Below are 22,728 nucleotides of genomic sequence, written 5' to 3'. Positions count from 1 at the left end.
ACTAAGGATGGATTAGGAGGGTTGTCACATGAACCATTTCGAAAAAGATGTACAGAGTAAGCGTAACGACCTTATTGATTCCGGCATGGGCTTTGTTGTATCATTTGGATTCTTTACGGTAATCTTCGCCATCGGAGTCATTCTAAAAGCAATCGCATAATACATAAAAAAAAGACCGAATTGTTTCGGTCCTTTTTTTATTGTGCAGTTATAACTTTTAACCCTGCTTTATCTACCACAAATGAAATATCACCATGTTGATCTGTCCGAAGAATGAAAATACCTCTTTCCCTTAACCTCTTCAAAACTTCTAGAGCAGGATGGCCATACATGTTATTTTCGCCTGCAGATATAATTCCATATCGAGGAGAAACACTGTCTAAGAAAGATTCAGTTGAAGATGTCATACTTCCATGATGACCGACCTTGAGGACATCCGACTTTATTCTTGGAAAACTATTTATTACCTCAGTCTCAGCTTCTTCTTCTATATCACCTGTAAATAAAAATGTACGACCGTACACCTTCACCCAGAGAACGATAGAGTTATTATTTGAGGTACTTTCTTTGACTCCAGGATGTAAAACTAAAAATAGCGTGTGTGCCGATTCCCACTGCATACCTTTTGCCAGCTTTACCACATTTATATTGTTTCTTGTTGCAGCGGCTTGAATAAGTGTCTCAATATTATTTTCTGTTTGTTTAAGGGGTAAAAAAACATTGTTAACTTTAATATTATCGAGCAAAAACTCTCCTCCACCAGCATGATCCAAATCTCCATGAGTAATTATCAATCCATCTAAATGTCGAATACCTCTCGCTTTTAAGAACGGATATACTACCTCTTTCGTAACGTCATATCCTACCTCTCTTTTTTCCCAATCCTCCTGATCGAAGGAGACAGAGCCGCCAGTATCAATCAAATATACTGCTCTTCTGTAGGGTAGCTCAACGAGAATACTATCGCCTTGTCCTACATTAATAAAAGATACCGTTGCTTTTGGATTCACATATGGCAGTCCCCAATGAATGAAACAGATCAAGAGAAACGGAATAGTGATCACTATGCTGATACGCTTACTTATTTCCCACTTATATAGAAAGTAGAATATCGCAACAAAATACAGTACAAATATCCAATGATCTGGTCTTCCTAAAACAATAGACATCTTAAGAAATTGTGCCTTTTCCATGAACAAGACTGAAAAATTAAACAAGTATTCTATAATCTCTTTAACAATCAGAATAGCTTTTGGTACAGACAGAGAAAGTATCAGAATAAAAAAAGAAATAGGAAACAAAACCATCGATACGAAAGGAATGTATATGACATTGAATGGAATCGACAATAAGGAAAACTCAAAAAAGTGATAAAGAATAATCGGAAAGGAAAATAAGGAACAGATAAAAGAAGTCATGATAAGCAATACAATAGCTGAAGAGTTTTCAAGAACGTATACAGAAGTGATCAAAACGAAGGTCATTAAAAAAGAAAGTTGAAATCCAAGGTCTAAAGCAAATGAAGGATCGTAGCTCAGCATCCCGATACATACAAATGACAAGAGGGTCACAGGGTGCACTCTTCTTCTAAACATCATGATTACTATTACAATCATGCCCATCATACCCGCTCTTATAATGGAGCTCTCAGCTCCTGTTAGAACAATGTAGATCGGCAAGAAGAGAATGATTAGGGTGTAGGCTACTTCTATTATCACCCCTAGCCGAACAAGCAATAAATACAAGAAGTAAGTTACAATTCCAACATTGAATCCTGAGACTGCTAATAGATGCGTCAGTCCTAGTCCTTGATAATGCTGAAGTGTTTCTGCTTCTATTCCATCTCTATAACCAAAAAGTAAGGCGTTCATCAACCCTGCTGTATTTTTAGAGAAATGACTTTCTAACTCTTTAATACTCTTGCTTCTCCAAGTATTTATTTGTTCAAGAACACTTGGATCATCTGCTTCTTTACAGTGATCCAAATCAAACTCAGTCGTTCTTAAGGTCCAATAGATATTGTTGTTCCTCAAATACTCACGATAATCCATTCCATAAAAATGGCTATTCCTCCTGGGTTCCTGAAGTTTCCCCTTTAAAGTGCACGTCAAATTTATACGTAGATTTCTGAGCTGGTCCTTTTCATCTGCTGATTTAATTTTATGATGAACAACAATCGTTTCATCAAAGGTTACAAGTTCAAAACTTAGTAGGTTTCCGTCTATTTTTGGGATTGATTTTACCTTGCCTGAGAATATCATTTGTTCCTCTGGAAGCTTTGAGAAACTTTTAGTGTTATCGTACTGAGAATAAATAAAGAAGATTGGGAGAAAAACGAGGATGTATACTGATTTTTTTCTGATCTGTAAAACCATAACGATAACCAGGAAAGCCGTAACAACTAACCCGGTTATCGAAGGGTTCTGAGAAAGCCAGATCCCATAAAATGCAGAGCATGCACTCAGGACAGCATGTCTAGGGTTCATGCTTTATGAGTAAGAAATGTTGAAGGTAAGAAGTTCATCTCCACTTTCTCAACGATTACTCCCGCTTCTTTAAACTGTTCAATGCTATAGGGATGATTTTTATAGTCCTGACCATAATAGATTTTTTTTATACCGCTTTGAATGATTGATCTGCAACAATGCAAACAAGGAAAGTGCGTCACGTACATTTCGGCACCTTCTGTCGGTACACCAAACTTCGCGCATTGCAGTAGAGCGTTCATCTCTGCATGAATGGTCCTTACACAATGACCATCTATTACATAGCAGCCTTCATCAATACAATGAACACCACCTGAGATCGAGCCATTATACCCTCCAGCGATAATCCGTTTATCTCTTACGATCGTTGCTCCTACAGCTAATCTGGTGCACGTACTTCTAAGTGCAAGCAATTGGCTCTGTGCCATATAATATTCGTTCCACGATATTCGCTGCAACGCTAAACGCCTCCTCTATTTCTATATCCTAAGTGTAGTATTCGTATTTTAATGGGTCAATAAAAACCCTTAATCAAAACGAATTTGATCTTTCCATTGTTCAATCGTCTTCTCTCCTATTCCTCTTACTTCTAATAACTGTTCTAAGGAGGTAAAAGGACCATTCTCTTCACGATAGGAGATAATGCTTTGCGCTTTTGCAGGACCCACTCCATTTAGAGTTTGGAGCACCGTTTCATCAGCAGAATTGATGTTAACTAGCGTGCTGTTTTCTTCCACAGGATTACTTGATGCTGGCTGCAACTCATACTTTTCACCTTTCTCAGCTACATACACGATCATCTCATCGGAAATTTTTAACGCTTGATTGACCGAACGAACCTCCGCTCCATCTTTAAAGCCCCCTGCCATCTGTATAGCATCCAACACTCGGTCTCCTTCTTTCAACTCGTATACGCCTGGACGCTTTACACTTCCCTGAACATCGACCATAATTTCAGCCTCTTTTTGGATCTTATCTTCCTTCTTTCGTTTAGGCTTATCAGTGTGAATTGGCGATTCCGGTTCCATTTGTATAGGTGTTTGTGAAGTTATAGGCATATTTGGTTCACTTTGAAAATAATTGAATAGAGATACAATTATTGCAAGGATGAGCAGTATACCACCACCAATAATCCAGTTCATATGTTGCTTTAACTTTTCCATAAATTCACCTTCTTAACTAGGCTTGAACTTGCAAAAAAACATATTTGATACACTGCGTGCATAAATTTGAACGTAGAGGAAGGAGGTTCAGATATGAAGGTTGGAATTATCGGAACCGGAAATATGGGAAGCGTTCTTGCTTCTTCTTTTATCGAATCTTCAGCCATTTCGCCATCAAGGCTCATGGTCACTAACCGCACTCTGTCTAAAGCTGAGAGGCTGCAGAATGTCTATCCAAAAATGAAGGTTGGAAATAATCCTGAAGAAGTTTTCCGTTTTGCTGAAATTGTGTTCATATGTGTGAAGCCACACGAGTTTTATTCGTTGCTATCCAGCAATAAAAGCTCCATCTCTAAACATCAGTTGCTCGTTTCTATTACGAGTCCTATTTCCTGTGAACAGTTGGAAGATCTACTAGATTGCAATATTGCAAGAGCTATTCCGAGCATCAATAACCGGGCACTAGCTGGATCATCACTTGTATCATTCGGAAAAAGATGCCACGCTGATTACAAAGAAAAGCTGCTTTCTTTAATGAGCTATATCTCTACACCTCTTGTTATCGATGAAAATATCACTCGTATCTCTTCTGATATCGCAAGCTGCGGTCCTGCGTTTATCGGTTATGTCCTGCAATGCTTTATTAACTCAGCAGTCGATCAAACTGAAATCACTAAAGCTCAGGCCACTCAACTGGCAAGCGATATGATCATCGGAATGGGGAAACTACTTGAGAAAGATATTTATACGTTGCCTACACTCATTCAAAAGGTATGCGTAAAAGGCGGTATTACAGGAGAAGGCATTAAGATTCTGAGCAATGAGGTCGATGAAGTATTCGATCATGTCATTAAACGTACACATGAAAAATATCATGAAGAATGTGATAAAGTGAGTCAGCAGTTTGAAGTGAAAGAAGAGCTTAAGTAATTTCTATCGTCATTATAAAACATCTAAAAAAAGAAAGCCGGGACCTAGATCCCGGCTTTCTAAAGTTCATCGAAACCATTTTCATCAGAAACTTTAGTATATTGTCTCGATTTCTGTTCAAAAAAATCACTTTTTCCAGAATTCACATCAGAATAAGCCTTTATCCAAGGAAGTGGATTTTTATTGTATTCTGGATAAAGCTTGTTAAATCCTAATTCGTTCAATCGTTTATTCGCCATGAATTTAATATAAGCTTCTAAATCGGATTCATGGATGCCTTCAAATGAATTTCCTATTATATACTTACTCCATTTGATCTCGAGCTCCGCCGCTCGCTGAAACGTGTTTTTCGCAAACATCTCCAGCTCTTCATCTCTTAAATGCGGATCTTCTTCTATTACGGCTTTAAAAATTTGCGTAAACAGATAAACATGCAGCTGCTCATCCCTATTAATATAGTTGATCATCGTTGAAGTCGAGACCATCTTTTGATTTCTGGCCAAATTATAGAAGAAGCTAAAACCAGAATAAAAATTTAATCCTTCAAGAATCACGTCGTAAATAATAGATTTCAAAAAGGATTGAGGCGTAGGATTATGAAGGAACTCCTCATAGCCTTCAACAATGAAATCATTCCTCTCTCTTAGCACAGCATCTGTTTTCCAGTATTCAAATATCTCATCCTGCTTGGACTTCGGTACTAAAGAGGACAACACATATGAATATGACTGATTATGAACGACTTCTTGAAACGATAGCGTGGCCATGAGTGCAGCAAGACTTGAATCTGTTAAGTAGGCTGCTACTTTGCTTGAATAATCCGTTTGAACACTATCTAAGAATGCCAATAACCCTATGATTTTATTAAATGTATCTTGTTCTTTTTCGCTCAAGCTAACATATTGTTTGCTGTCACTCGACATATTTATTTCAAACGGTGTCCAAAAATTGGCTAACATGTTCTTATATAAAGGGTAAGCCCATTTATATCTCACATCGTCCCAGTTTAGAATATTAGAACTCTTACCATTTATGATACCTGTAGATCGATTAGGAGCTTCCACATCATAGATTTTTCTCTCTTTGAGTAGTTCAACCTCTTTAACTTTCACAGCTTTCACATCCTTCTAACTCAATCGATGTAGATCGGGTATAATACGTAGTCTTCAATCCTTTTTTAAAGCTGAGCATATGCAAGTGCAACAGATCCTTTGCCTTTATGTTGTGATTGACATAAAGATTAAACGAAATGGACTGATCCACGTGTCTCTGTCTAGCTGCGTTCTGTTCAATACTCCATGTTTGATCGATTAAGAACGCAGATTTATAAAACCAAGTTGTGTCTGCATTCAAGTCAGGAGCGGTTACAGGTATTTTGTAATTCTTTTTTTCTTCAGAATAGAATTTTTTAAATATAGGATCTACACTCGGTGTCGAATTTGCGATGATAGACGTTGATGAATTCGGTGCAACCGCAATGAGGTATCCATTCCTTAAGCCGTGAATATTAACTCGTTTTTTTAGACTACTCCATTCTTCAGAGGAATAGTTACGCTTCGAAAAGTAGTTTCCTGTCTCCCAATCTGAACCTGAAAATGCCGGATATCTTCCCTTTTCTCCCGCAAGCTCACAACTAGCGTTGATTACATGAAAATTAATAATTTCATAAAGGTTATCAGCGTACGAAACGGCTTCTTCACTTTCCCACTTGATTCCCTCTTTTGCTAAAAGGTGGTGCCATCCAAACGTACCTACACCGACCGCACGATATTTCTTATTTGTAAGTTCTGCTTGAGGTACATCTATACGATTTAGATCAATAACGTTATCTAGCATTCGGATTTGAATATCAATGACTCTCTTTAACACTTGATCATTGATCACTTTAGCAAGAGAAAGAGATGACAGATTACAGACGACAAAGTCTCCTGGCGTTTTTCTGATGACAATTTCTCCATCCTCTGCCTCCTCTGAAGTGACAACCGTTGCAGACATGTTTTGCATAATCTCTGTGCACAGATTAGATGCATAGACCATCCCTTTGTGAGAATTCGGATTTAATCGGTTTACAGTATCTCGATAGAACATGAACGGTGTTCCGGTTTCAAGTTGCGACTTCATGATCCGTTTCATGATCTCAATAGCAGGAATGGATTTTTTTGAAAGTCTCTCATCCTCTACACAATCAGCATATTTTTCTCTAAAGCTTCCTGACCCAACCGTTTCATCATAGAAATCTTCTAACGAATAGCCTTTGATTTTTCTTACCTCATGAGGATCGAACAGATACCAATCCTCGCGTTTTTCCACGCGCTCCATGAAAAGATCTGGCAGACACACACCTGTAAAAAGGTCATGCGTTCTCATTCGTTCATCACCATTGTTTAACTTTGCATCTAAAAACTCCAAGATGTCTTTATGCCAAATATCCAGGTAGACTGCAATCGCGCCTTGTCTCTGTCCAAGCTGATCTACAGAAACGGCCGTGTTATTTAACTGCTTCATCCATGGTATTACACCTGATGAGTTTCCTTTGAATCCTTTTATGTCAGAACCTCTTGCTCTAATCTTACCAAGATAGATACCAAGTCCGCCGCCACCTTTCGAAACAGTTGCAGCATCTGTATTAGAATCAAAGATCCCTCTTAAACTATCGTCGATCGTATCAATAAAACAAGAACTAAGCTGCCCATAACTCTTGCCTGCATTCGCTAAAGTCGGGGTGGCAACCGTCATATAAAGGTTCGAGAGCGCCCAGTATGCTTCTTCGACTAATTGAAGTCTATTTGTTGGATTCTCGTCTCTCATTAAAAACAACGCGATCAGCATCCAGCGTTCTTGTGGCAATTCATAAATTTCGTGATTGAACCCTTTTGCCAAATATCGATCAGCAAGCGTTTTGAGTCCGATGTATGTAAATAGCTTATCTCTCGTAGGGTCTATCATGTTTTCAGCATTCTCCAACTCTTCCTTAGAGTACGCAGATAGAATGGTATCATCATAGATATTCAAACTTACTAACTTAGAGATCAAGCCATAAAGGTTCGTATATGGACGTTTTTCTGCTTCAGCACGATTGATCATGACTTCTTCATATAATTGCTTTAAATAGATTTGCGATGCCACAAATGTCCACTGTGGCTCTTCTGCATTTAATCCATTTAAAGCTTCCATGATTAACTGTCTGTAAAGTGAACTTGACACTCCTGTATGAGTTTCCATTTTCTCAGCATTTTTTAGAAAAGTTTCAGCTTGTATGTTCGGAAAATTGTCGACACAACTCCTTAACCACTCCCCGAGTAAAGAGTTTTCAGTTGTCATTTTCATATTAAATACACTCCCTAGTCATAATAAAAACCCTCTTCCATCAGGAAGAGGGTGAAAGAATGACGTGTATTTCGACGGACAATCGTCCGCATAAAACAGCCGCTGTTCTTTCTCCCAATCCCCGAGGAAAAGAAAATAGGAGTCTTCAGGCAGGTCTACTGGCTTTTGCTTCTTCCTACTTTGGGCCTTCCCATACAGCAGTCATTATAAATAACTGATCCGTACAGTGGCTATTCCATTTCGTCCACAATTACAGTTGCGGGGACAGCTTCGGCATTGCACCGAATTCCCTTTTCAGCCGGATATTCCGGCACCTGAATTCTCCATATATAGGTTTGTACTATATACTTTGACACTAAATATAGTGAATGTCAATAAATTATCTATCGTTTATTGTGCGACATATCCTCCGTCGATTACAATCGCTTGCCCCGTAACACCTTTCGCATTCTCACTTGAAAGAAAGAGTGCATAATCTGCAATTTCCTGAACATCTAACAATCTTTTTTGTGGAACAAGAGGATAGATTACTTCTTCCAAAACTTTTTCTAACTCTACGTTTCTCGTTTTCGCCAGATCTTCTAATTGCCCTCTTACAAGAGGTGTGTCAACATATCCCGGACAAACCGCATTTACCGTTATTCCATGTGATGCACCTTCTAAGGCAGCCACCTTTGTTAAACCAATAACTCCATGCTTGGCACTGTTGTAAGCAGATTTCCCCGCAAAACCTACAAGCCCATTTATGGATGCCATGTTGATGATGCGTCCGAACCGTTGTTTCTTCATGATTGGAAACACATGTTTAGTTGCTATAAATGGAGCGGTAAGCATGACACTGATCAATTGCTGGAATTTCTCAGTCGGGAATTCTTCAAGTGGAGATACATACTGCAATCCTGCATTGTTGATGAGCACATCGATGCGTCCGAATTGTTGCAGTGTTTCGTCCAACGCTTTTGTTATATCTTCCTCCGTGGTCACATTACAGCCAAGTCCGATTGCTTCAAGACCATCTTGAGCCAACAGTTGTGCAGATTCCTTTGCTTTCTCATCATTCAAATCACTGATCACGACTTTTGCTCCTTGTTCAGCAAAAGCCTTTGCTAACTGCAAACCGATTCCACTAGCTGCTCCTGTAATAAAAACAACTTTCCCCTCAACAAACGCTCTCATGGAATTAATACTCCTTTTTTAGAATAATGGTTTAAACGATACCAAATCCGTAATACAAACCAATGATTACAAACACGGCTATCGTTTTAATGATCGTCATAGCAAAAATATCGATATATGCCTGTTTGTGAGTTAAACCTGTAACGGCTAACAACGTAATAACAGCACCGTTGTGAGGGAGTGTATCCATTCCACCACTCGCCATAGAAGCAACACGGTGAAGTACTTCTGTATCAATTCCTAGTTTGTCTGCTTGTGCGATATACGTTTCACTCATCGTTGCGAGTGCAATACTCATCCCGCCAGACGCAGATCCTGTAATACCTGCTAACGTCGTAGTCGTAACCGCTTCATTGATCAACGGGTCTTTAATCGTATTCGACATCGCTGAGTTTACTGCAGTAAAGCCAGGAAGTGCTGCGATCACACCACCAAATCCATACTCTGATGCTGTATTTAATGTTGCCAGTAACGCTCCGCCAATGGATAGATTAATTCCTTTATTAAAGTTGTTTTTAATTCTCTTGAAAGAGAACAAAAGAACTGTAACGATACCAATGATCAAAGCTCCTTCAACTGCCCATACAGCAGCAAGTGATGGGATCTGAATCTCAGGCACGTTCTTCATACCAATAGCAGAAAAATCAAACGTCTTACCGTAATACTGTGGAATTAAGACGGTGAACCATTTATTGAACACTCCTACTAGAATAAGCGGAAGAATCGCTATGAAAGCATTTGGTAGATTTTCAGAATCTAGCTTTTCAGGCTCATTGGTATGTCCTGTTCCGTATCCTTCACCTTTTGCAGCCGCTTGTCTACGTCTCCACTCAAGGTAGATCATACCCAATATGAAAACAAACATTCCTCCGATAAACCCGAGCCACGGTGCAGCCCATGTTGTTGTTCCGAAGAAAGATGTAGGAATTATATTTTGAATTTGCGGACTCCCTGGAAAAGCGTCCATTGTAAAAGTAAAAGCACCTAACGCAATCGTACCCGGTATGAGTCTTTTAGGAATATCAGCAAGTTTAAAAAGTTCAGATGCAAACGGGTAGAGAGCAAAAGCAACAACAAACAGAGAGACCCCACCATACGTTAAAATTGCCCCAACAAGTACGATTGCAAGCATTGCTCTAGCAGGTCCGATCAGTTTGATGACAAACTGAGTGATTGATTTTGCAAATCCTGACATTTCAATAACTTTCCCGAAAATCGCCCCTAGTAAGAAGACCGGGAAATAGAGTTTAATAAAACCAACCATTTTCTCCATGAACACTCCTGAGAAAAAAGGCAATACGTGACCAGGTTCAGTAAGCAATACAGCAAACAACGCAGCGATCGGCGCGAATAAGATAACGCTGAATCCTCTGTAAGCTACGAACATTAAGAAGAATAAAGCTAATAAAATAATAATAATGTCCATTTTCAAATTCCCCCATTCTATCCATTTAACATTTTTGAAGCGCTTTCATTTTTTTAGCATCATCACCTTTCCATATCATTTACACCCTATAATTCATTTGCAAGTTTCATGCCAACATCAGAACGTATAAGGGGTATACATCATCCTATTGTTTTTCCGGAAAAACGGAAAAATAATATCGATACTTAAACTTTGTGATTATAGAAAGTTAGAATATAACATAGATGACACTTGGAAATCTCATTTAATTAATAAAATGAATCATTCCGAAAATCCGGAAGGGTGTTCCGTTTTTTCGGAATAGAAGATTAGATTAACGAATGTTATATTTTTTAATCTTATCATATAGGTTTGTCTTTCCAATGCCTAGATGTTTAGCGACTTGCATAATATCCCCGTTCATCTTCTCTAAATAGTAAGCGATCACATTTTTTTCTGTTTCTTGAAGATGTTCTTTGAGTGTCATCTGCTTCTTATTGATTCCGAGCTTTTCTTTTAGAAAATCCGGAAAAACATCTAACGATAATCTATCACTATGGGTAAGTTGGATGCCTGCCTCAACAAAATTTTTAAGTTCTCTCGCATTGCCTGGCCAGCTGTATTCTAAGAATGCTTCTTTTACATCTTGATCAATACTAAGGATTCTTTTACCTGTTTCAGCACAGTTCAATCGGATAAAATTTTCTGCGAGAGGCCATATATCTTCTTTTCTCTCACGAAGCGGAGGTATTTGGATTTGAAGGACATTTATCCGATAAAACAAGTCTTCACGAAACTTATTCTCATTGATCAATCCTTCTAATGAGCGATTTGTAGCAGCGATCACTCGCACGTTTACTTTTTGGGGTTGAACAGCTCCTACAGGCTCTACTTCTTTTTCCTGAAGTACACGCAGCAATTTTATTTGCATACTTTGAGGAAGGTCCCCAATCTCATCCAAAAATAGAGTGCCTCCGTCTGCAAGTTGAAACTTACCTAATTTCCCGCCTTTTTTTGCTCCTGTAAATGCTCCTTCGGAATAGCCGAATAGCTCAGATTCAAACAAATGCTCTGGCACTGCACCACAATTCAGTTTTATAAAGGGCTTTCCACTTCTTTCACTTAATTGATGAATGCTATGGGCAAGCAACTCTTTTCCTGTTCCGCTCTCTCCGCGGATCAATACGGATAGATCTCCACTGGCAATATTTTTCACATGTTTTTTTACTTTTTGAACTTCTGCTGAAGTTCCCGCAAAATCATTTAGCGTATAAGTGGCACCATTTATTTCTTCCCACTCTTTTTTATAAAAATTGAGTTCATGAAGAAGCGCTTTAATATGAGAGTTCATCCTTTTCCATTGCTCTGTATCCCTAAATATTACAGTTCCTACAGCTCCGATTACTTTTCCTTCATTTAGGATTGGAATACGGTTTGCTATCATGTAGTTCCCTCTAATAAATTGTAGATCCGCAATTTCAACTTTTCCTTGTAAAACATCTTTGTGCATTCTTGTGTTTTCAATAACTTTTGTAACATGCTTTCCTACCACATACTTAGGATTTTCATCTAAAAACTCGCAGTATGTTTTATTCATATACCGGACGATCCCTTCTTGATCAACAACGACAATCCATTCATAAGCGCTGTCAATGATCGTCTCTAAAATGTTGTTCTTAAACAATGGATCTTGATCCAACATACACATCACCTAATTCTGTAGAAAAGTAGTAAATCTTTATGGATAATTGTACCGTTTCCTAAAAGAAAAGACAGCACATTGGCTGTCTTTTCATCATTTTTATCTTTTTCTCGCAACGAATAAAATCCGTTCACTTTCCTCAGTCGGTCCATTTTCATTAAAATCAGCTGTGACATCTAAGTGTTCGAATCCGCATTCTTTTAACCAATTACAATAGTCCTCAATAGAAAAAGTTCTTTGTGTATGAAGTTCATCATATCGTTCGTAATGATCCCCATTTTGAATAAAAAATGATAAGTCATGTTCTACACTATTTTGAAGGTCGCCTTGGTAGCACTGCCATATGTAAGAAAGCTTCTCTTCGTTACTTCCGAAGGTTTGTCCAATAAAGATTTCATTGATCTTATGTAAAGAATGTACATCAAAAAGGAGAAGTCCTCCTGTTTTCAGGTGACTACCCGCTGAAAGAAAAGTACGTTTCACATCTTCCTCAGTTAAGATGTAATTAAGCGAATCACATAATATCGTGACGCAATCATATACTCCTAATCCTTCTAACTCTCGCATATCTTGCTGAAAAAGGGAAAGGTTTACCTTTTCAGCTTCAGCTTTTTCCTTAGCGACCATCAACATGTCTGAAGAAAGATCAACCCCGGTAACATCAAAGCCTTCTTTCGCGAGTAGAATCGTCATTGAACCCGTACCACAACCCACATCTAAAAAACGCTTTCCACTTTCTAAATGTTTTGAGGCGGATGTTTTAACAAAGTTAAGCCATTCATCGTATGGAGCATCCTCCATCAACTCATCATATAGATAGGCAAATCGCTGATAACTCATCTATAAGTTTTGTTGTGGGGCAATGATAGGATCTACATCTATCTTATTGGCATCTCCCCATAATTTCTCAAGGTTATAATAACTGCGGTCATCACGATGAAATACATGAACTACGATATTTGCTAAATCGATTAAAACCCATCTTGCATGGTCATAGCCTTCCATTCGGCGAATCTGAATATCATTCTCTATGGCAACATCTTTCAGTTCCCTTGCAATGGCTTGGACTTGTTTCTCAGAATTACCATGACAGATAACAAAGTAATCTGCTACAAGCGAGATTCCTTCCATATCTAACACGGCAATGTTCTCTGCTCTTTTATCATCAGCGGTCTTTACGACCAATTCCATAAGCTCTTTTACGTTCATCCAGTGCACTCCTTCTTATTTTTGTAGTTTAATCTCTTGAAGCAATCCGTTATACGCTTCAAACGTGAGTGGATAGATTTTTTGATTCTGTTTCATTAAAAAAGTGATCGTGTTTTTAACAGCCATCAAACAAGCTTGATCAAGATTATTTTCTGCCATCTCTCTAACACTTTCCACTCCTGGGAACTGACGGTTCGGTTCGATGTAATCTGCTAAAAATATCACTTTTTCAAGCTCAGTCATCGCTCCGTGACCTGTTGTATGGTAATAGATAGCACTTAAAACGTCGCTGTCTGTTACTCCAACTTCTTTTTCAACTAAAAACGCTCCAACAGGTGCATGCAATACTTCATTTCCATAGTACAACAAATCTTGTGAAAGTCCTTCGTTTCGTACGATATCTCTCATTTCTTCTTTTGGCCGAAATTTAGCATAATCATGAAATATGGCGGCGGTTTCTGCTTTTTTAGGATCCACTCCATATTTCTTCGCGAGGGCAAGACTTGTTTCTTCCACTCCTAACGTATGGATAAAACGGTGCTCTGTAAGCTGTTTTTTCACTATTTCAAGTGCTTTAGTTCGTTCCATAAAGGTGGTTCTCCTTTATATGATTCCAGACCTCATCTGAGACATAGTAACGAATATTATGACCCGCACGTGATCGATTACGGATAAATGAGGAAGAGATCTCGATAATAGGTACTTCTACATGCTTTACTCGATACCTCTCCCAATGATGATCAACGGCATATCCCGCACGAGCAACACCCGCAAAATCAATAAGGTCTTTCAACTCTTCAATTTTATGCCAGCTGCTTAATGAATGAACCATATCTCCACCCATTATAAAAGTGAAGTTTTCTTGTGGATATTTATCCTTCAAGAGGCGTATCGTATCAATAGTATATGAAGGTCCACTTCTCTCAAACTCAAGCAAAGAAAGGGAAAATTGCTCATTGTTACCAATAGCTTTCTGAACCATTTCGATTCGCTGCATATCAGAGACTTCATTGTCTTTTTCCTTATGAGGGGGCGTAGAGGATGGCATCCACCACACTTCATCTAAATGCAATTGAGTTAATGCCTCTTGAGCAATAAGCAGATGTCCGATATGTGGTGGATTAAACGTGCCTCCAAAAAGTCCAATATGTCTATTCATACCAATGTCACTCCTTAAGGGAGTTGGATGCGTTTTTGATTGACCGATTCTTTGTAGAGTACGATCGTGCTTCCGATCACTTGTACTAACTGAGATTTTGAACCAGAAGAAAGTTGTGACGCTACTGTATCCTTATCATCTTCACAGTTTTGAAGGACGCTAACTTTTATTAGCTCTCTCGCTTCGAGTGCTTCGTCAACCTGCTTGACTAGATTTGAATTAACTCCACCTTTACCAACCTGAAAGATAGGTTGAATATGGTGTGCCTTTGATCGTAAAAAACGTTTTTGTTTACCTGTAAGCATAGTTACCTCCTAAGTTGTTCCATAACGACTTGTTTCATATTATTTGTATCTGGAAAAGTACCTGTCCACTTTTCAAATGCCATAGCTCCTTGCATAACGAGCATAGATACACCATTATCAGTAGTAGCGCCTTTTTCCTCAGCTTCTTTAAGCCATCTTGTTGTTAGCGGATTATATACGATATCACTCACTACTGCGCCTGTCTTCAGCAAGTTAAGGTTAAGCGGAACCGACTCAGTATCTGGGTGCATACCTGCGTTAGTCGTGTTGATTAACACATCAAAACGAGCAAGATTTTCTTCAGCTCTTTGTAAAGACATACCTTCTATACGCTCATCCTTCAAATCTTTTAATAAAGAACGAAGACGTCCTTCTGAACGATTCGCTATCGCCATATATTTTGGCCCTTCTTTACTTAGAGCATAAGCGATAGATCGAGCAGCTCCGCCAGCACCGATCAACAGAACGTTTAGATCTGAAAGCGGCTTTCTAGTCTTTTCTTTTAAACTCAGTAAGAATCCCTTACCGTCTGTGTTATATCCAATCAATTTTCCATCTTTATTTACGACTGTGTTAACAGCGCCTATCTCTTTTGCTTCCTCATCAATCTCATCCAAAAATGGAAGAATCGATACTTTGTGAGGGATGGTAATGTTGCATCCTGCATAGTGACTATCTTTCAAAAAATTAACGAACGCCTCTAATTCATCAGAAGGCACACGTTTTTTTTCATATGCTCCAGAAATACCTGTTTGCTGAAATGCGGCCTCTTGCATGACAGGTGATAAGGAATGATCGATTGGGTCTCCGATGACAAGTGCTTTAATCATGATGAAAATCTCTCCTTAGATTAAGGATTTTCGAACCGTTACTGCTACACCCTCTGGTGCATAAAAAGCGACCTTCGCACCTGCTTCTGGGAAGGTTACCCAGCCTAATCCAGAGATCACAATATCTGTTTTGCTTTCCTTTATAACAAATTCATAGCGTTTTAGCTTTGGAAAGTTCTCGGTATCTTCAGGTGGTGCTAACATGTCACCAAGATGTTTCTCATAAAGTTCGTCCGCTTTGTCGGTCTTTGTTCGATGAATATTCAAGTGGTTTGAAAAATGGCACACAAATGACTGTTTGCCGCCTTTTATATAATCCATTCTTCCGAGTCCGCCAAAATACAGAGTCTGCAACTCATTCAACTGAAACACCATAGGTTTAATTTCCTTTTTAGGCATGATGATATTCAGTTCTTTTTTAGAAACATAATGTGCCATCTGATGGTGATTTATAATTCCAGGCGTATCGTACATGTGACTTCTTCCATCGAGTGGAATATCAATGAGATCTAAGGTTGTTCCTGGAAAATGAGAAGTTGTGATCAAATCAGCAGCTTCTTCGCCAAATTGTTTGATCAAACGGTTAATGAACGTTGACTTTCCTGTATTTGTACAGCCAACCACGTATACATCTTTTCCTTGGCGATAATAATCAATTGACTCTGCCAACTCTTCAATACCATATCCTTTATCAGCAGAGATCAATTTAACATCAATCGGTTTTAAGCCTAGCTCTTTTGCTTCCTTCTTCATCCAATGAATCACCTTATTCGGATTCACTGATTTTGGAAGCAAATCAAGCTTATTTCCGACAAGAAGGATTGTGTTGTTCCCCGCATAACGGTGGAGTCCCGGCAGCCAGCTTCCATTAAAATCAAAAATATCAACGATCTTTACAACTAACGCATCTTCATCTCCAATACTTGAGACGATTTTACGATAATCATCATCTGTTAAACTCACGTCATGAATTTCGTTATAGTGTTTTAAACGAAAACAGCGCTGGCAAATAGGCAGCTCTTTCGTCAGTGCCGAAAGAGGTGCGTATCCAAGCGCTTCTTTGTCTTCTGTTTGTATGGAAACTCCACAACCCACACATTTAATTTGTTCCAATCCTATTCCTCCCAATGCAGCATGCCTTTTCTTTTCATCCAAGACAATATGATGCGTTCGATCTTTCTGTTAAACCTTGTCCAAAAACCGTCACTGCTAGCCACTGGTACAACGAGTATAGTATGCAAACCTAATCGATTTCCGCCAAGTACGTCAGTAAGAAGCTGATCTCCGATAACAACAACTTGTTCATTTTTCAGCTTCATATCTTTCAAAGCGCGCTTGAAGGCTTTAGTCATTGGCTTTCTCGCACTATAGATAAACGGAATGCCCACTGGGTCTGAGAAGCTCTTCACTCTATGTTGTGTATTGTTTGAAACAATTGTGATCAAAATACCTTTTTCTTTAATAGAAGTAAACCACTCGATCAATTCTGGAGTCGCTTCAGGTCTATCCCATTCCACAAGCGTATTATCCAAATCTGTGATAATACCTTTTACTCCTCGTTCAACTAACATTTCCGGTGTGATGTCCACTATATTTTGAACATGTTGATCCGGTAAAAAATGTTTTAACATTCTAGCACCTCTTCACGTTTCCTTTTCAACGTATCTATTTTACCAGTAATGAAAGGAAGTACAAACGATTTTTCTACAATAACTGTCATTATAGATCAATTTCAAGAGCTTTCCATGAGGTTTTTCTTCTAAATTGATCAATTAAAACCAGTAACGTTTATAAATTGTTAAAAATAGACTAGTGTAGAAAAAATAAAAAGTTTTCGACAATTTGTTCCCCTACCCAACAGTGTGGATAATCTTATTCACATTATTCACCTAAGTATCCGCTATCTTTCTTAAAGATGTTAACATTTTACCCACAACTTATCCACCAAACACTGTGGATAAACGAACGGTTGTTCCTTTTTACAATACATGGTAAGCTTCAAAGTACATAAAGCAAGTACATAAAAACATGAACTTATCATCATATTCACTTTATATGAATTTAGAATACGGTTTCACCATTTTTTATAAAAAACAGGAGGTGACCATGCCGCTCATATAGGGCTATATTATGGAAAAACTTTCAGACGACCTGTTGATTGAATCTTATCTAAAAGCTAGAGAACTGAAACTTAGTAAGGACTTTATACTACTCATAAAGAAAGAGATCGACAGAAGATCTCTTCATGCTAGATTACAGCAAGTTCTAATGTAGAGCGTAAACATACGCTCTATTTTTTTGTGGCCAACTCTCTTTCAACTTTTCGATATTCTCCTGGATTAAAGGTTATTTCAATTGGAATTCTCCACTGCTCTTCCCACGCTTGCTTGTATTTTTTACTCAAAGATTCTGCTTTTTTGTAGTGGTAAGACTTCATCTGAATCGCCACTACGTATTTGCCACCTTCTTTAACCACAACTGCACGTTTAATAAATTTATCTTTCTTAATCTCCCTTTTCATTTCTTCTGCTAATGAAGAGGCGTTTGAAACGCCTGCTTCAGAGAAGCTAACGTGCTTCCTGTAGTATTCTCTCGGTTGAAACTTTGGACTCGTCTCATCTCTTTTATAAATAGAATCATTAAAACAGCCAGTTAGTTGAAACAAAATCAAGAGTATTCCGTATGTATGTAGTAGTCTCATTTTCAATCACCTCTCAAATAGGTTAGGTATTTTTTGGGAAGGATATTCAAGAGATGCAAAATCAATCTGATTAAAGAGTTTCTCTTTGGTAAAGTATTTGCTAAAAAGGAAAGGTTTTGCTTACAATGTAATGGACTATGACGATTATTTTTGGGTTTTAAGGAGGTTTACCGGTATTCATGTTGCACATCTACATACTCATTCCTTTTTTAGCAGCATTGCTCATTGGACTTGCCGCTAAGAAAGTAGACCGGATACATACTGGTTGGTTTGTTCTGCCTGTTCCAGCAGTGCTTTTTATTCTGTTTATTTCAAAACTGCCTACATTGGCTGAAGGGAAGATCGTTCAAAGCATCGCGAATTGGATTCCATCACTCGACATCCAATTAAGTTTTTACTTGGATGGACTTAGCATGCTTTTTTCGCTATTAATCACCGGAATTGGAACACTTGTTGTACTCTATTCGATCTTTTATTTATCGAAAAAAGAACAGCTCGTCCATTTCTATGTTTATTTATTATTATTTATGGGATCGATGCTTGGCGTCGTTCTATCTGACAACGTTTTCGTACTTTATACCTTTTGGGAGTTCACGAGTATCTCATCCTTTCTATTAATTGGATTTTGGTTTTATCGTGAACGTTCCACATATGGTGCACAAAAATCAATGCTCGTAACTGTTTTTGGCGGACTGTCCATGCTAGGTGCTCTCATACTCCTATCCATTACAGCCGAGACGAACAGTATACGAGAGATGATCGCGAATCGATCTGACATTATTGAGAGCGATCTGTTTATTCCGATATTGATATTGCTACTAATCGGAGCTTTTACAAAATCGGCACAGTTTCCATTTCACAGCTGGCTTCCTGATGCGATGGAAGCACCAACTCCGGTTAGTGCATACCTTCACTCTGCAACAATGGTTAAAGCAGGGATCTATCTTGTAGCCAGATTTTCACTCATCTTTAGTGGGACGGATGTATTTTTCATTATCGTTTCTGGTGTTGGTCTGATCACACTCTGTTTGGGATCGATACTTGCTTCTCGACAGACTGATCTGAAGGGTATTTTAGCTTATTCAACGATTAGCCAGCTTGGTATGATCATGACAATGCTTGGCTTTGGTACTGGTATTGCTACTCTCGCTGCAATCTTTCATATCTTTAACCACGCTACCTTTAAAGGCAGCTTGTTTATGATAGCGGGTATTGTTGATCATGAGACAGGAACGAGAGATATCAGAAGACTTGGCGGACTCTATACTTTTATGCCGATCTCCGCCACTTTAGCATTCTTTGGAGCTTTCTCTATGGCTGGAGTACCACTTCCGATTTTCAATGGTTTCTTAAGTAAGGAAATGTTCTTTGATTCTTCATTGAAATTAGAGCAAACGAGCGGTTTTGCTGGAATGTTTGCTGAGTGGATCCCATTACTTGCTGTAGTTGGAAGTATCTTTACATTTGTTTATTCCATGTATTTAGTATTTGGCACATTCACAGGTAAAGCCAAGTTAGATCAACTTGAGAAAAAACCTCACGAAGCGCCAATTGGCATGTTGATTTCTCCGATTATACTCATTGGATTTGTCGTTTTGATCGGATTATTTCCAAATCCATTGAATGAGGCATTACTTGCACCAGCAGTCGGGTCAGTAACAGGAGATTTTGCTCTAACCCACTTAGCATTTTGGCATGGTTTTGATAATACGCCTTTGCATATGTCGCTTGTTGTAGTAGCAGTCGGAACCATTCTCGCTTTAACTTTAAAAAGGTGGCAACCGATCTACAATAGAGTACCTGGAAAGTTTTCTACAGATCGTATATATCAGTCTATCGTAAACGGTCTATTGAGTTTCTCGAGTAAATTCACGAAATTTTATATGACTGGTTCATTGAGATTGTACACATCCATCATTCTTGTATTCTTGGTTGTGTCTACATCGATCTTTATCTATGTCACAGACGGTTTTAAAATTGCGTTCGATGACTTAGCACCGGTTACGTGGCCAGAGGTATTAGTCGGTTTTGTTATGGCTGTTGCTGCCATTGCAACGATCTGGATGACACAGAGAATAGCTGCGATTATTGTAATCGGAGTTGTAGGATATGGTCTTTCATTATTGTTCGTTTTCTTCCGTGCACCAGATCTCGCACTTACACAGCTTATCGTTGAGACCATAACTGTTGCTCTCTTCTTGCTATGTTTTGCGCATCTTCCAAAATTGAAGAAATCGGATAAAAAACCTTCTGAAAAGCTTGTAGATTTTATTATTGCAGCTTCGACGGGAGCACTCTTAACTGTAGTAGCGATCTCCGCTCATAGCTCTAAATATTTTGAGAGCATTTCAAAATATTTTGTAGATAACTCTTATAAGCTTGGCGGTGGAGATAATATCGTCAACGTCATCCTTGTTGACTTCCGTGGCTTGGATACTTTATTTGAAATAGCAGTGCTTGGTCTAGCTGCTTTAGGCATTTTCGCCATGATAAAATACCGGGATAAAGGAGACATGAACCACTAATGGAAATAATTATGTCTATACTTGCCGGAACGTTATTTGCAGCCGGCGTATATCTAATACTTCAAAAACAGTTATTAAAAATTGTACTTGGTACGGCGCTTTTATCACATGGAGCTCACCTGTTTATTTTAACGATGGGAAAATTAAACCGTGGAAAACCTCCTATATTAATTGAGGGGATCAAGGACTATACCGATCCCCTTCCTCAAGCGCTAATACTGACATCTATTGTTATAAGTTTTGGGGTTACGAGCTTTCTACTTGTACTAGCTTATCGAACCTATCAAAGCAACAAGACAGATATGATGGATCAGCTAAGGGGAACAGATGATGAGTAATTTAGTATTCTTGCCAATATTTATACCTTTGTTTTTCGGAGCTTTACTTGTTTTCTTTAATAAGAAACAAAAAGTAACGGTAAACATTTCATTTCTAGTGGTCTTGTTAAGTTTAGGCGTATCGATTTTCTTAAGTTACCATGTATTTTCCACCGGACCATTAACCTTAGAAACAGGTGGTTGGAAAGCGCCTTACGGAATCATTCTTGTTGCAGACAAGCTGTCCGTCATCATGATACTCGCAGTGAATGTGATCGCATTCACTGCAGCTATCTTCGCGCTATCATCCGTTACAGAAAAGATGGTACAGCACTACTTTTACCCTTTGTTCTTTTTACTGATCGCAGGGGTGAGTGGCGCTTTCTTAACAGGAGATCTCTTCAACCTGTTCGTGTTTTTTGAAGTGTTGTTAATGGCATCCTATGGATTGATCATTATCGGGGGTTCCAAGCATCAATTTCGGGAATCTGTAAAATACATCTTACTCAATCTGTTTTCGTCCATTCTATTCGTTACAACGGTAGCTTTTCTCTATTCTGTTACCGGTACAGTTAACATGGCCCAACTCGGGGAACGTGTTGCCCAAGTAGAACAGCAAGGTATCTTAACAGGAATTGGGATTTTACTATTTATCGTTTTCGCGACAAAAGGTGCTCTGTTTCCTTTGTATTTTTGGCTTCCTAAATCGTATATCGTGCCATCACCTATCGTCTCTGCATTGTTTGGAGCACTGTTAACTAAAGTAGGTGTGTACTCTATGCTAAGAGTCTTTACACTCATTTTTTCTCATAAACTTGAGCTCACACACACCTTTTTTATTTGGGTAGCAACTCTAACCATGATCATCGGAGTCATTGGTGCCCTTTCTACATCTAATGTGAAATTGATTATCGCTTATAATATCATGCCAGCGATCGGCTTTATGCTTCTCGGTATAGGAACGTTCTCAGCAGAATCGCTTGCAGGTACGATCTACTACCTTGTTCATGATATGGCGATTAAAGCGGCTTTATTTTTCCTTGCTGGCCTACTTGTTTGGCATGCTGGAACGTCAAACCTAAAAAAGATGGGTGGATATATAAAAACCGCACCACTTATGGGTTGGATGTTCTTTATCGCATCTCTCATATTAGCCGGGATCCCGCCTTTTAGTGGTTTTATCGGGAAATACCTCCTCTTAAGAGGTGCAATGGATGAAGGACATTATATAGCTGCTGGAGTCGGATTATTATCAAGTCTGTTAATCTTATTTTCTGTGATTCGCATCTTTATCGGCGCATTCTGGGGTGAGCTAAAAGAAGAGCCGAAACAAGCTGTGAAAACCTCAGGATTAGCAGCATCAGCTGTATTGATCGCAATCTCTATCTTGCTAGGTGTTGGAGCAGAATGGTTCTATCCATATGTTCAGGCAGCAGCAGACAGTCTGATCGATCCGCAAATCTATATCGATTATGTATTAAAGGAGTAATTCC

Annotated in this window: 23 protein-coding genes and 1 riboswitch; of the genes, 6 read left to right on the top strand and 17 right to left on the bottom strand. The window is 38.7% G+C overall.

The window, feature by feature from the left end; all coding sequences use genetic code 11:
- Positions 1 to 28: 28 nt before the first annotated feature.
- Entirely contained in the window at positions 29 to 160 is a 132-nt protein-coding gene (locus tag IHV12_RS15490) for a YqzM family protein (RefSeq protein ID WP_082820577.1), read from the top strand.
- Between the two features lie 37 nt (positions 161 to 197).
- On the opposite strand, the gene IHV12_RS15485 is transcribed toward IHV12_RS15490, so the two are convergent.
- The 3 genes from IHV12_RS15485 to IHV12_RS15475 form a co-directional block, all read right to left on the bottom strand.
- The gene (locus IHV12_RS15485) at positions 198 to 2,486 is read right to left on the bottom strand and encodes a DNA internalization-related competence protein ComEC/Rec2 (RefSeq protein ID WP_197191439.1); all 2,289 of its coding nucleotides are present in this window, start codon (positions 2,484 to 2,486) and stop codon (positions 198 to 200) included.
- Positions 2,483 to 2,944 (bottom strand): ComE operon protein 2, encoded by a 462-nt coding sequence (locus tag IHV12_RS15480; RefSeq protein WP_066396327.1) that lies wholly within the window; start codon positions 2,942 to 2,944, stop codon positions 2,483 to 2,485. Before IHV12_RS15480 ends, IHV12_RS15485 begins: the two co-directional genes overlap by 4 nt.
- A 69-nt stretch (positions 2,945 to 3,013) precedes the next feature.
- A complete protein-coding gene (locus IHV12_RS15475) occupies positions 3,014 to 3,649 on the bottom strand; it encodes a helix-hairpin-helix domain-containing protein (RefSeq protein ID WP_197191438.1) in 636 nt (211 codons plus the stop codon).
- Positions 3,650 to 3,742: 93 nt separating this feature from the next.
- On the opposite strand from IHV12_RS15475, the gene comER reads away from it, so the two are divergent.
- Positions 3,743 to 4,579 (top strand): late competence protein ComER, encoded by an 837-nt coding sequence (gene comER, locus IHV12_RS15470; RefSeq protein WP_197133265.1) that lies wholly within the window; start codon positions 3,743 to 3,745, stop codon positions 4,577 to 4,579.
- Positions 4,580 to 4,638: 59 nt separating this feature from the next.
- On the opposite strand, the gene IHV12_RS15465 is transcribed toward comER, so the two are convergent.
- The 13 genes from IHV12_RS15465 to IHV12_RS15405 all read right to left on the bottom strand — a co-directional run bounded on the left by IHV12_RS15465 (position 4,639) and on the right by IHV12_RS15405 (position 17,323).
- Positions 4,639 to 5,691 (bottom strand): ribonucleotide-diphosphate reductase subunit beta, encoded by a 1,053-nt coding sequence (locus IHV12_RS15465; RefSeq protein ID WP_197133268.1) that lies wholly within the window; start codon positions 5,689 to 5,691, stop codon positions 4,639 to 4,641.
- On the bottom strand, positions 5,681 to 7,906 hold the full coding sequence (locus IHV12_RS15460) for a ribonucleoside-diphosphate reductase subunit alpha (protein ID WP_197191437.1): 2,226 nt from the start codon (positions 7,904 to 7,906) through the stop codon (positions 5,681 to 5,683). The genes IHV12_RS15465 and IHV12_RS15460 overlap by 11 nt, the downstream gene beginning before the upstream one ends.
- A gap of 131 nt (positions 7,907 to 8,037) precedes the next feature.
- Positions 8,038 to 8,239: riboswitch (cobalamin riboswitch) on the bottom strand.
- A gap of 57 nt (positions 8,240 to 8,296) precedes the next feature.
- The gene (locus tag IHV12_RS15455) at positions 8,297 to 9,082 is read right to left on the bottom strand and encodes a 3-hydroxybutyrate dehydrogenase (RefSeq protein ID WP_197191436.1); all 786 of its coding nucleotides are present in this window, start codon (positions 9,080 to 9,082) and stop codon (positions 8,297 to 8,299) included.
- Between the two features lie 31 nt (positions 9,083 to 9,113).
- Entirely contained in the window at positions 9,114 to 10,508 is a 1,395-nt protein-coding gene (locus IHV12_RS15450; protein ID WP_197133277.1) for a GntP family permease, read from the bottom strand.
- 313 nt (positions 10,509 to 10,821) lie between these two features.
- A complete protein-coding gene (locus IHV12_RS15445) occupies positions 10,822 to 12,189 on the bottom strand; it encodes a sigma-54 interaction domain-containing protein (RefSeq protein WP_197191435.1) in 1,368 nt (455 codons plus the stop codon).
- A 99-nt stretch (positions 12,190 to 12,288) separates the two neighbouring features.
- On the bottom strand, positions 12,289 to 13,029 hold the full coding sequence (locus IHV12_RS15440) for a class I SAM-dependent DNA methyltransferase (protein WP_197191434.1): 741 nt from the start codon (positions 13,027 to 13,029) through the stop codon (positions 12,289 to 12,291).
- Complete coding sequence (gene rsfS / locus IHV12_RS15435; protein ID WP_197133299.1) at positions 13,030 to 13,398, bottom strand: ribosome silencing factor; 369 nt, start codon at positions 13,396 to 13,398, stop codon at positions 13,030 to 13,032. It lies immediately after the preceding gene.
- Between the two features lie 15 nt (positions 13,399 to 13,413).
- The gene (yqeK, locus tag IHV12_RS15430) at positions 13,414 to 13,986 is read right to left on the bottom strand and encodes a bis(5'-nucleosyl)-tetraphosphatase (symmetrical) YqeK (RefSeq protein WP_197133317.1); all 573 of its coding nucleotides are present in this window, start codon (positions 13,984 to 13,986) and stop codon (positions 13,414 to 13,416) included.
- Positions 13,973 to 14,557: a nicotinate-nucleotide adenylyltransferase gene (locus tag IHV12_RS15425; protein WP_197191433.1), complete on the bottom strand. Its 585-nt coding sequence runs from the start codon at positions 14,555 to 14,557 to the stop codon at positions 13,973 to 13,975. Before IHV12_RS15425 ends, yqeK begins: the two co-directional genes overlap by 14 nt.
- Positions 14,558 to 14,571: 14 nt before the next feature.
- Complete coding sequence (gene yhbY, locus IHV12_RS15420; protein ID WP_197133323.1) at positions 14,572 to 14,862, bottom strand: ribosome assembly RNA-binding protein YhbY; 291 nt, start codon at positions 14,860 to 14,862, stop codon at positions 14,572 to 14,574.
- A gap of 2 nt (positions 14,863 to 14,864) precedes the next feature.
- Positions 14,865 to 15,692 carry a shikimate dehydrogenase gene (gene aroE, locus IHV12_RS15415; RefSeq protein ID WP_197191432.1) on the bottom strand — a complete coding sequence of 276 codons (828 nt, stop codon included), beginning with the start codon at positions 15,690 to 15,692 and terminating at the stop codon, positions 14,865 to 14,867.
- Positions 15,693 to 15,707: 15 nt separating this feature from the next.
- Entirely contained in the window at positions 15,708 to 16,811 is a 1,104-nt protein-coding gene (gene yqeH / locus IHV12_RS15410) for a ribosome biogenesis GTPase YqeH (RefSeq protein ID WP_197191792.1), read from the bottom strand.
- On the bottom strand, positions 16,808 to 17,323 hold the full coding sequence (locus IHV12_RS15405; RefSeq protein WP_191753756.1) for a YqeG family HAD IIIA-type phosphatase: 516 nt from the start codon (positions 17,321 to 17,323) through the stop codon (positions 16,808 to 16,810). The genes yqeH and IHV12_RS15405 overlap by 4 nt, the downstream gene beginning before the upstream one ends.
- Before the next feature lie 499 nt (positions 17,324 to 17,822).
- Between IHV12_RS15405 and IHV12_RS15400 the strand changes: the two genes are divergently transcribed.
- A complete protein-coding gene (locus IHV12_RS15400; RefSeq protein ID WP_197133330.1) occupies positions 17,823 to 17,966 on the top strand; it encodes a sporulation histidine kinase inhibitor Sda in 144 nt (47 codons plus the stop codon).
- A gap of 16 nt (positions 17,967 to 17,982) precedes the next feature.
- Here the strand turns inward: IHV12_RS15400 and IHV12_RS15395 are convergent, their stop codons facing one another.
- On the bottom strand, positions 17,983 to 18,393 hold the full coding sequence (locus IHV12_RS15395; RefSeq protein WP_197191431.1) for a hypothetical protein: 411 nt from the start codon (positions 18,391 to 18,393) through the stop codon (positions 17,983 to 17,985).
- A gap of 179 nt (positions 18,394 to 18,572) precedes the next feature.
- Here IHV12_RS15395 and IHV12_RS15390 point away from each other — a divergent pair, with 179 nt between their 5' ends.
- The 3 genes from IHV12_RS15390 to IHV12_RS15380 are packed head-to-tail and all read left to right on the top strand — an operon-like array spanning position 18,573 to position 22,724.
- Entirely contained in the window at positions 18,573 to 20,918 is a 2,346-nt protein-coding gene (locus IHV12_RS15390; RefSeq protein WP_197191430.1) for a Na+/H+ antiporter subunit A, read from the top strand.
- The gene (locus tag IHV12_RS15385; RefSeq protein WP_197133339.1) at positions 20,918 to 21,256 is read left to right on the top strand and encodes a Na(+)/H(+) antiporter subunit C; all 339 of its coding nucleotides are present in this window, start codon (positions 20,918 to 20,920) and stop codon (positions 21,254 to 21,256) included. Before IHV12_RS15390 ends, IHV12_RS15385 begins: the two co-directional genes overlap by 1 nt.
- Positions 21,246 to 22,724 (top strand): Na+/H+ antiporter subunit D, encoded by a 1,479-nt coding sequence (locus IHV12_RS15380; protein ID WP_370568820.1) that lies wholly within the window; start codon positions 21,246 to 21,248, stop codon positions 22,722 to 22,724. The genes IHV12_RS15385 and IHV12_RS15380 overlap by 11 nt, the downstream gene beginning before the upstream one ends.
- The last annotated feature ends 4 nt before the right edge of the window (positions 22,725 to 22,728 follow it).

Origin of the sequence: Fictibacillus sp. 7GRE50 (genome assembly GCF_015903875.1) — a bacterium.
Classification (GTDB): Bacteria; Bacillota; Bacilli; order Bacillales; family Fictibacillaceae; genus Fictibacillus; species Fictibacillus phosphorivorans.
This window is presented reverse-complemented; position numbering and strand designations above follow the sequence as displayed.

Bases quoted from the DNA above. Each gene is read 5' to 3' on its own strand.
- IHV12_RS15490 (WP_082820577.1), top strand. From the start codon at position 29: ATGAACCATTTCGAAAAAGATGTACAGAGTAAGCGTAACGACCTTATT.
- IHV12_RS15485 (WP_197191439.1), bottom strand. From the start codon at position 2,486: ATGAACCCTAGACATGCTGTCCTGAGTGCATGCTCTGCATTTTATGGG.
- IHV12_RS15475 (WP_197191438.1), bottom strand. From the start codon at position 3,649: ATGGAAAAGTTAAAGCAACATATGAACTGGATTATTGGTGGTGGTATA.
- comER (WP_197133265.1), top strand. From the start codon at position 3,743: ATGAAGGTTGGAATTATCGGAACCGGAAATATGGGAAGCGTTCTTGCT.
- IHV12_RS15460 (WP_197191437.1), bottom strand. From the start codon at position 7,906: ATGAAAATGACAACTGAAAACTCTTTACTCGGGGAGTGGTTAAGGAGT.
- IHV12_RS15455 (WP_197191436.1), bottom strand. From the start codon at position 9,082: ATGAGAGCGTTTGTTGAGGGGAAAGTTGTTTTTATTACAGGAGCAGCT.
- IHV12_RS15450 (WP_197133277.1), bottom strand. From the start codon at position 10,508: ATGGACATTATTATTATTTTATTAGCTTTATTCTTCTTAATGTTCGTA.
- IHV12_RS15445 (WP_197191435.1), bottom strand. From the start codon at position 12,189: ATGTTGGATCAAGATCCATTGTTTAAGAACAACATTTTAGAGACGATC.
- IHV12_RS15440 (WP_197191434.1), bottom strand. From the start codon at position 13,029: ATGAGTTATCAGCGATTTGCCTATCTATATGATGAGTTGATGGAGGAT.
- rsfS (WP_197133299.1), bottom strand. From the start codon at position 13,398: ATGAACGTAAAAGAGCTTATGGAATTGGTCGTAAAGACCGCTGATGAT.
- yqeK (WP_197133317.1), bottom strand. From the start codon at position 13,986: ATGGAACGAACTAAAGCACTTGAAATAGTGAAAAAACAGCTTACAGAG.
- IHV12_RS15425 (WP_197191433.1), bottom strand. From the start codon at position 14,557: ATGAATAGACATATTGGACTTTTTGGAGGCACGTTTAATCCACCACAT.
- yhbY (WP_197133323.1), bottom strand. From the start codon at position 14,862: ATGCTTACAGGTAAACAAAAACGTTTTTTACGATCAAAGGCACACCAT.
- aroE (WP_197191432.1), bottom strand. From the start codon at position 15,692: ATGATTAAAGCACTTGTCATCGGAGACCCAATCGATCATTCCTTATCA.
- IHV12_RS15405 (WP_191753756.1), bottom strand. From the start codon at position 17,323: ATGTTAAAACATTTTTTACCGGATCAACATGTTCAAAATATAGTGGAC.
- IHV12_RS15400 (WP_197133330.1), top strand. From the start codon at position 17,823: ATGGAAAAACTTTCAGACGACCTGTTGATTGAATCTTATCTAAAAGCT.
- IHV12_RS15395 (WP_197191431.1), bottom strand. From the start codon at position 18,393: ATGAGACTACTACATACATACGGAATACTCTTGATTTTGTTTCAACTA.
- IHV12_RS15390 (WP_197191430.1), top strand. From the start codon at position 18,573: ATGTTGCACATCTACATACTCATTCCTTTTTTAGCAGCATTGCTCATT.
- IHV12_RS15385 (WP_197133339.1), top strand. From the start codon at position 20,918: ATGGAAATAATTATGTCTATACTTGCCGGAACGTTATTTGCAGCCGGC.
- IHV12_RS15380 (WP_370568820.1), top strand. From the start codon at position 21,246: ATGATGAGTAATTTAGTATTCTTGCCAATATTTATACCTTTGTTTTTC.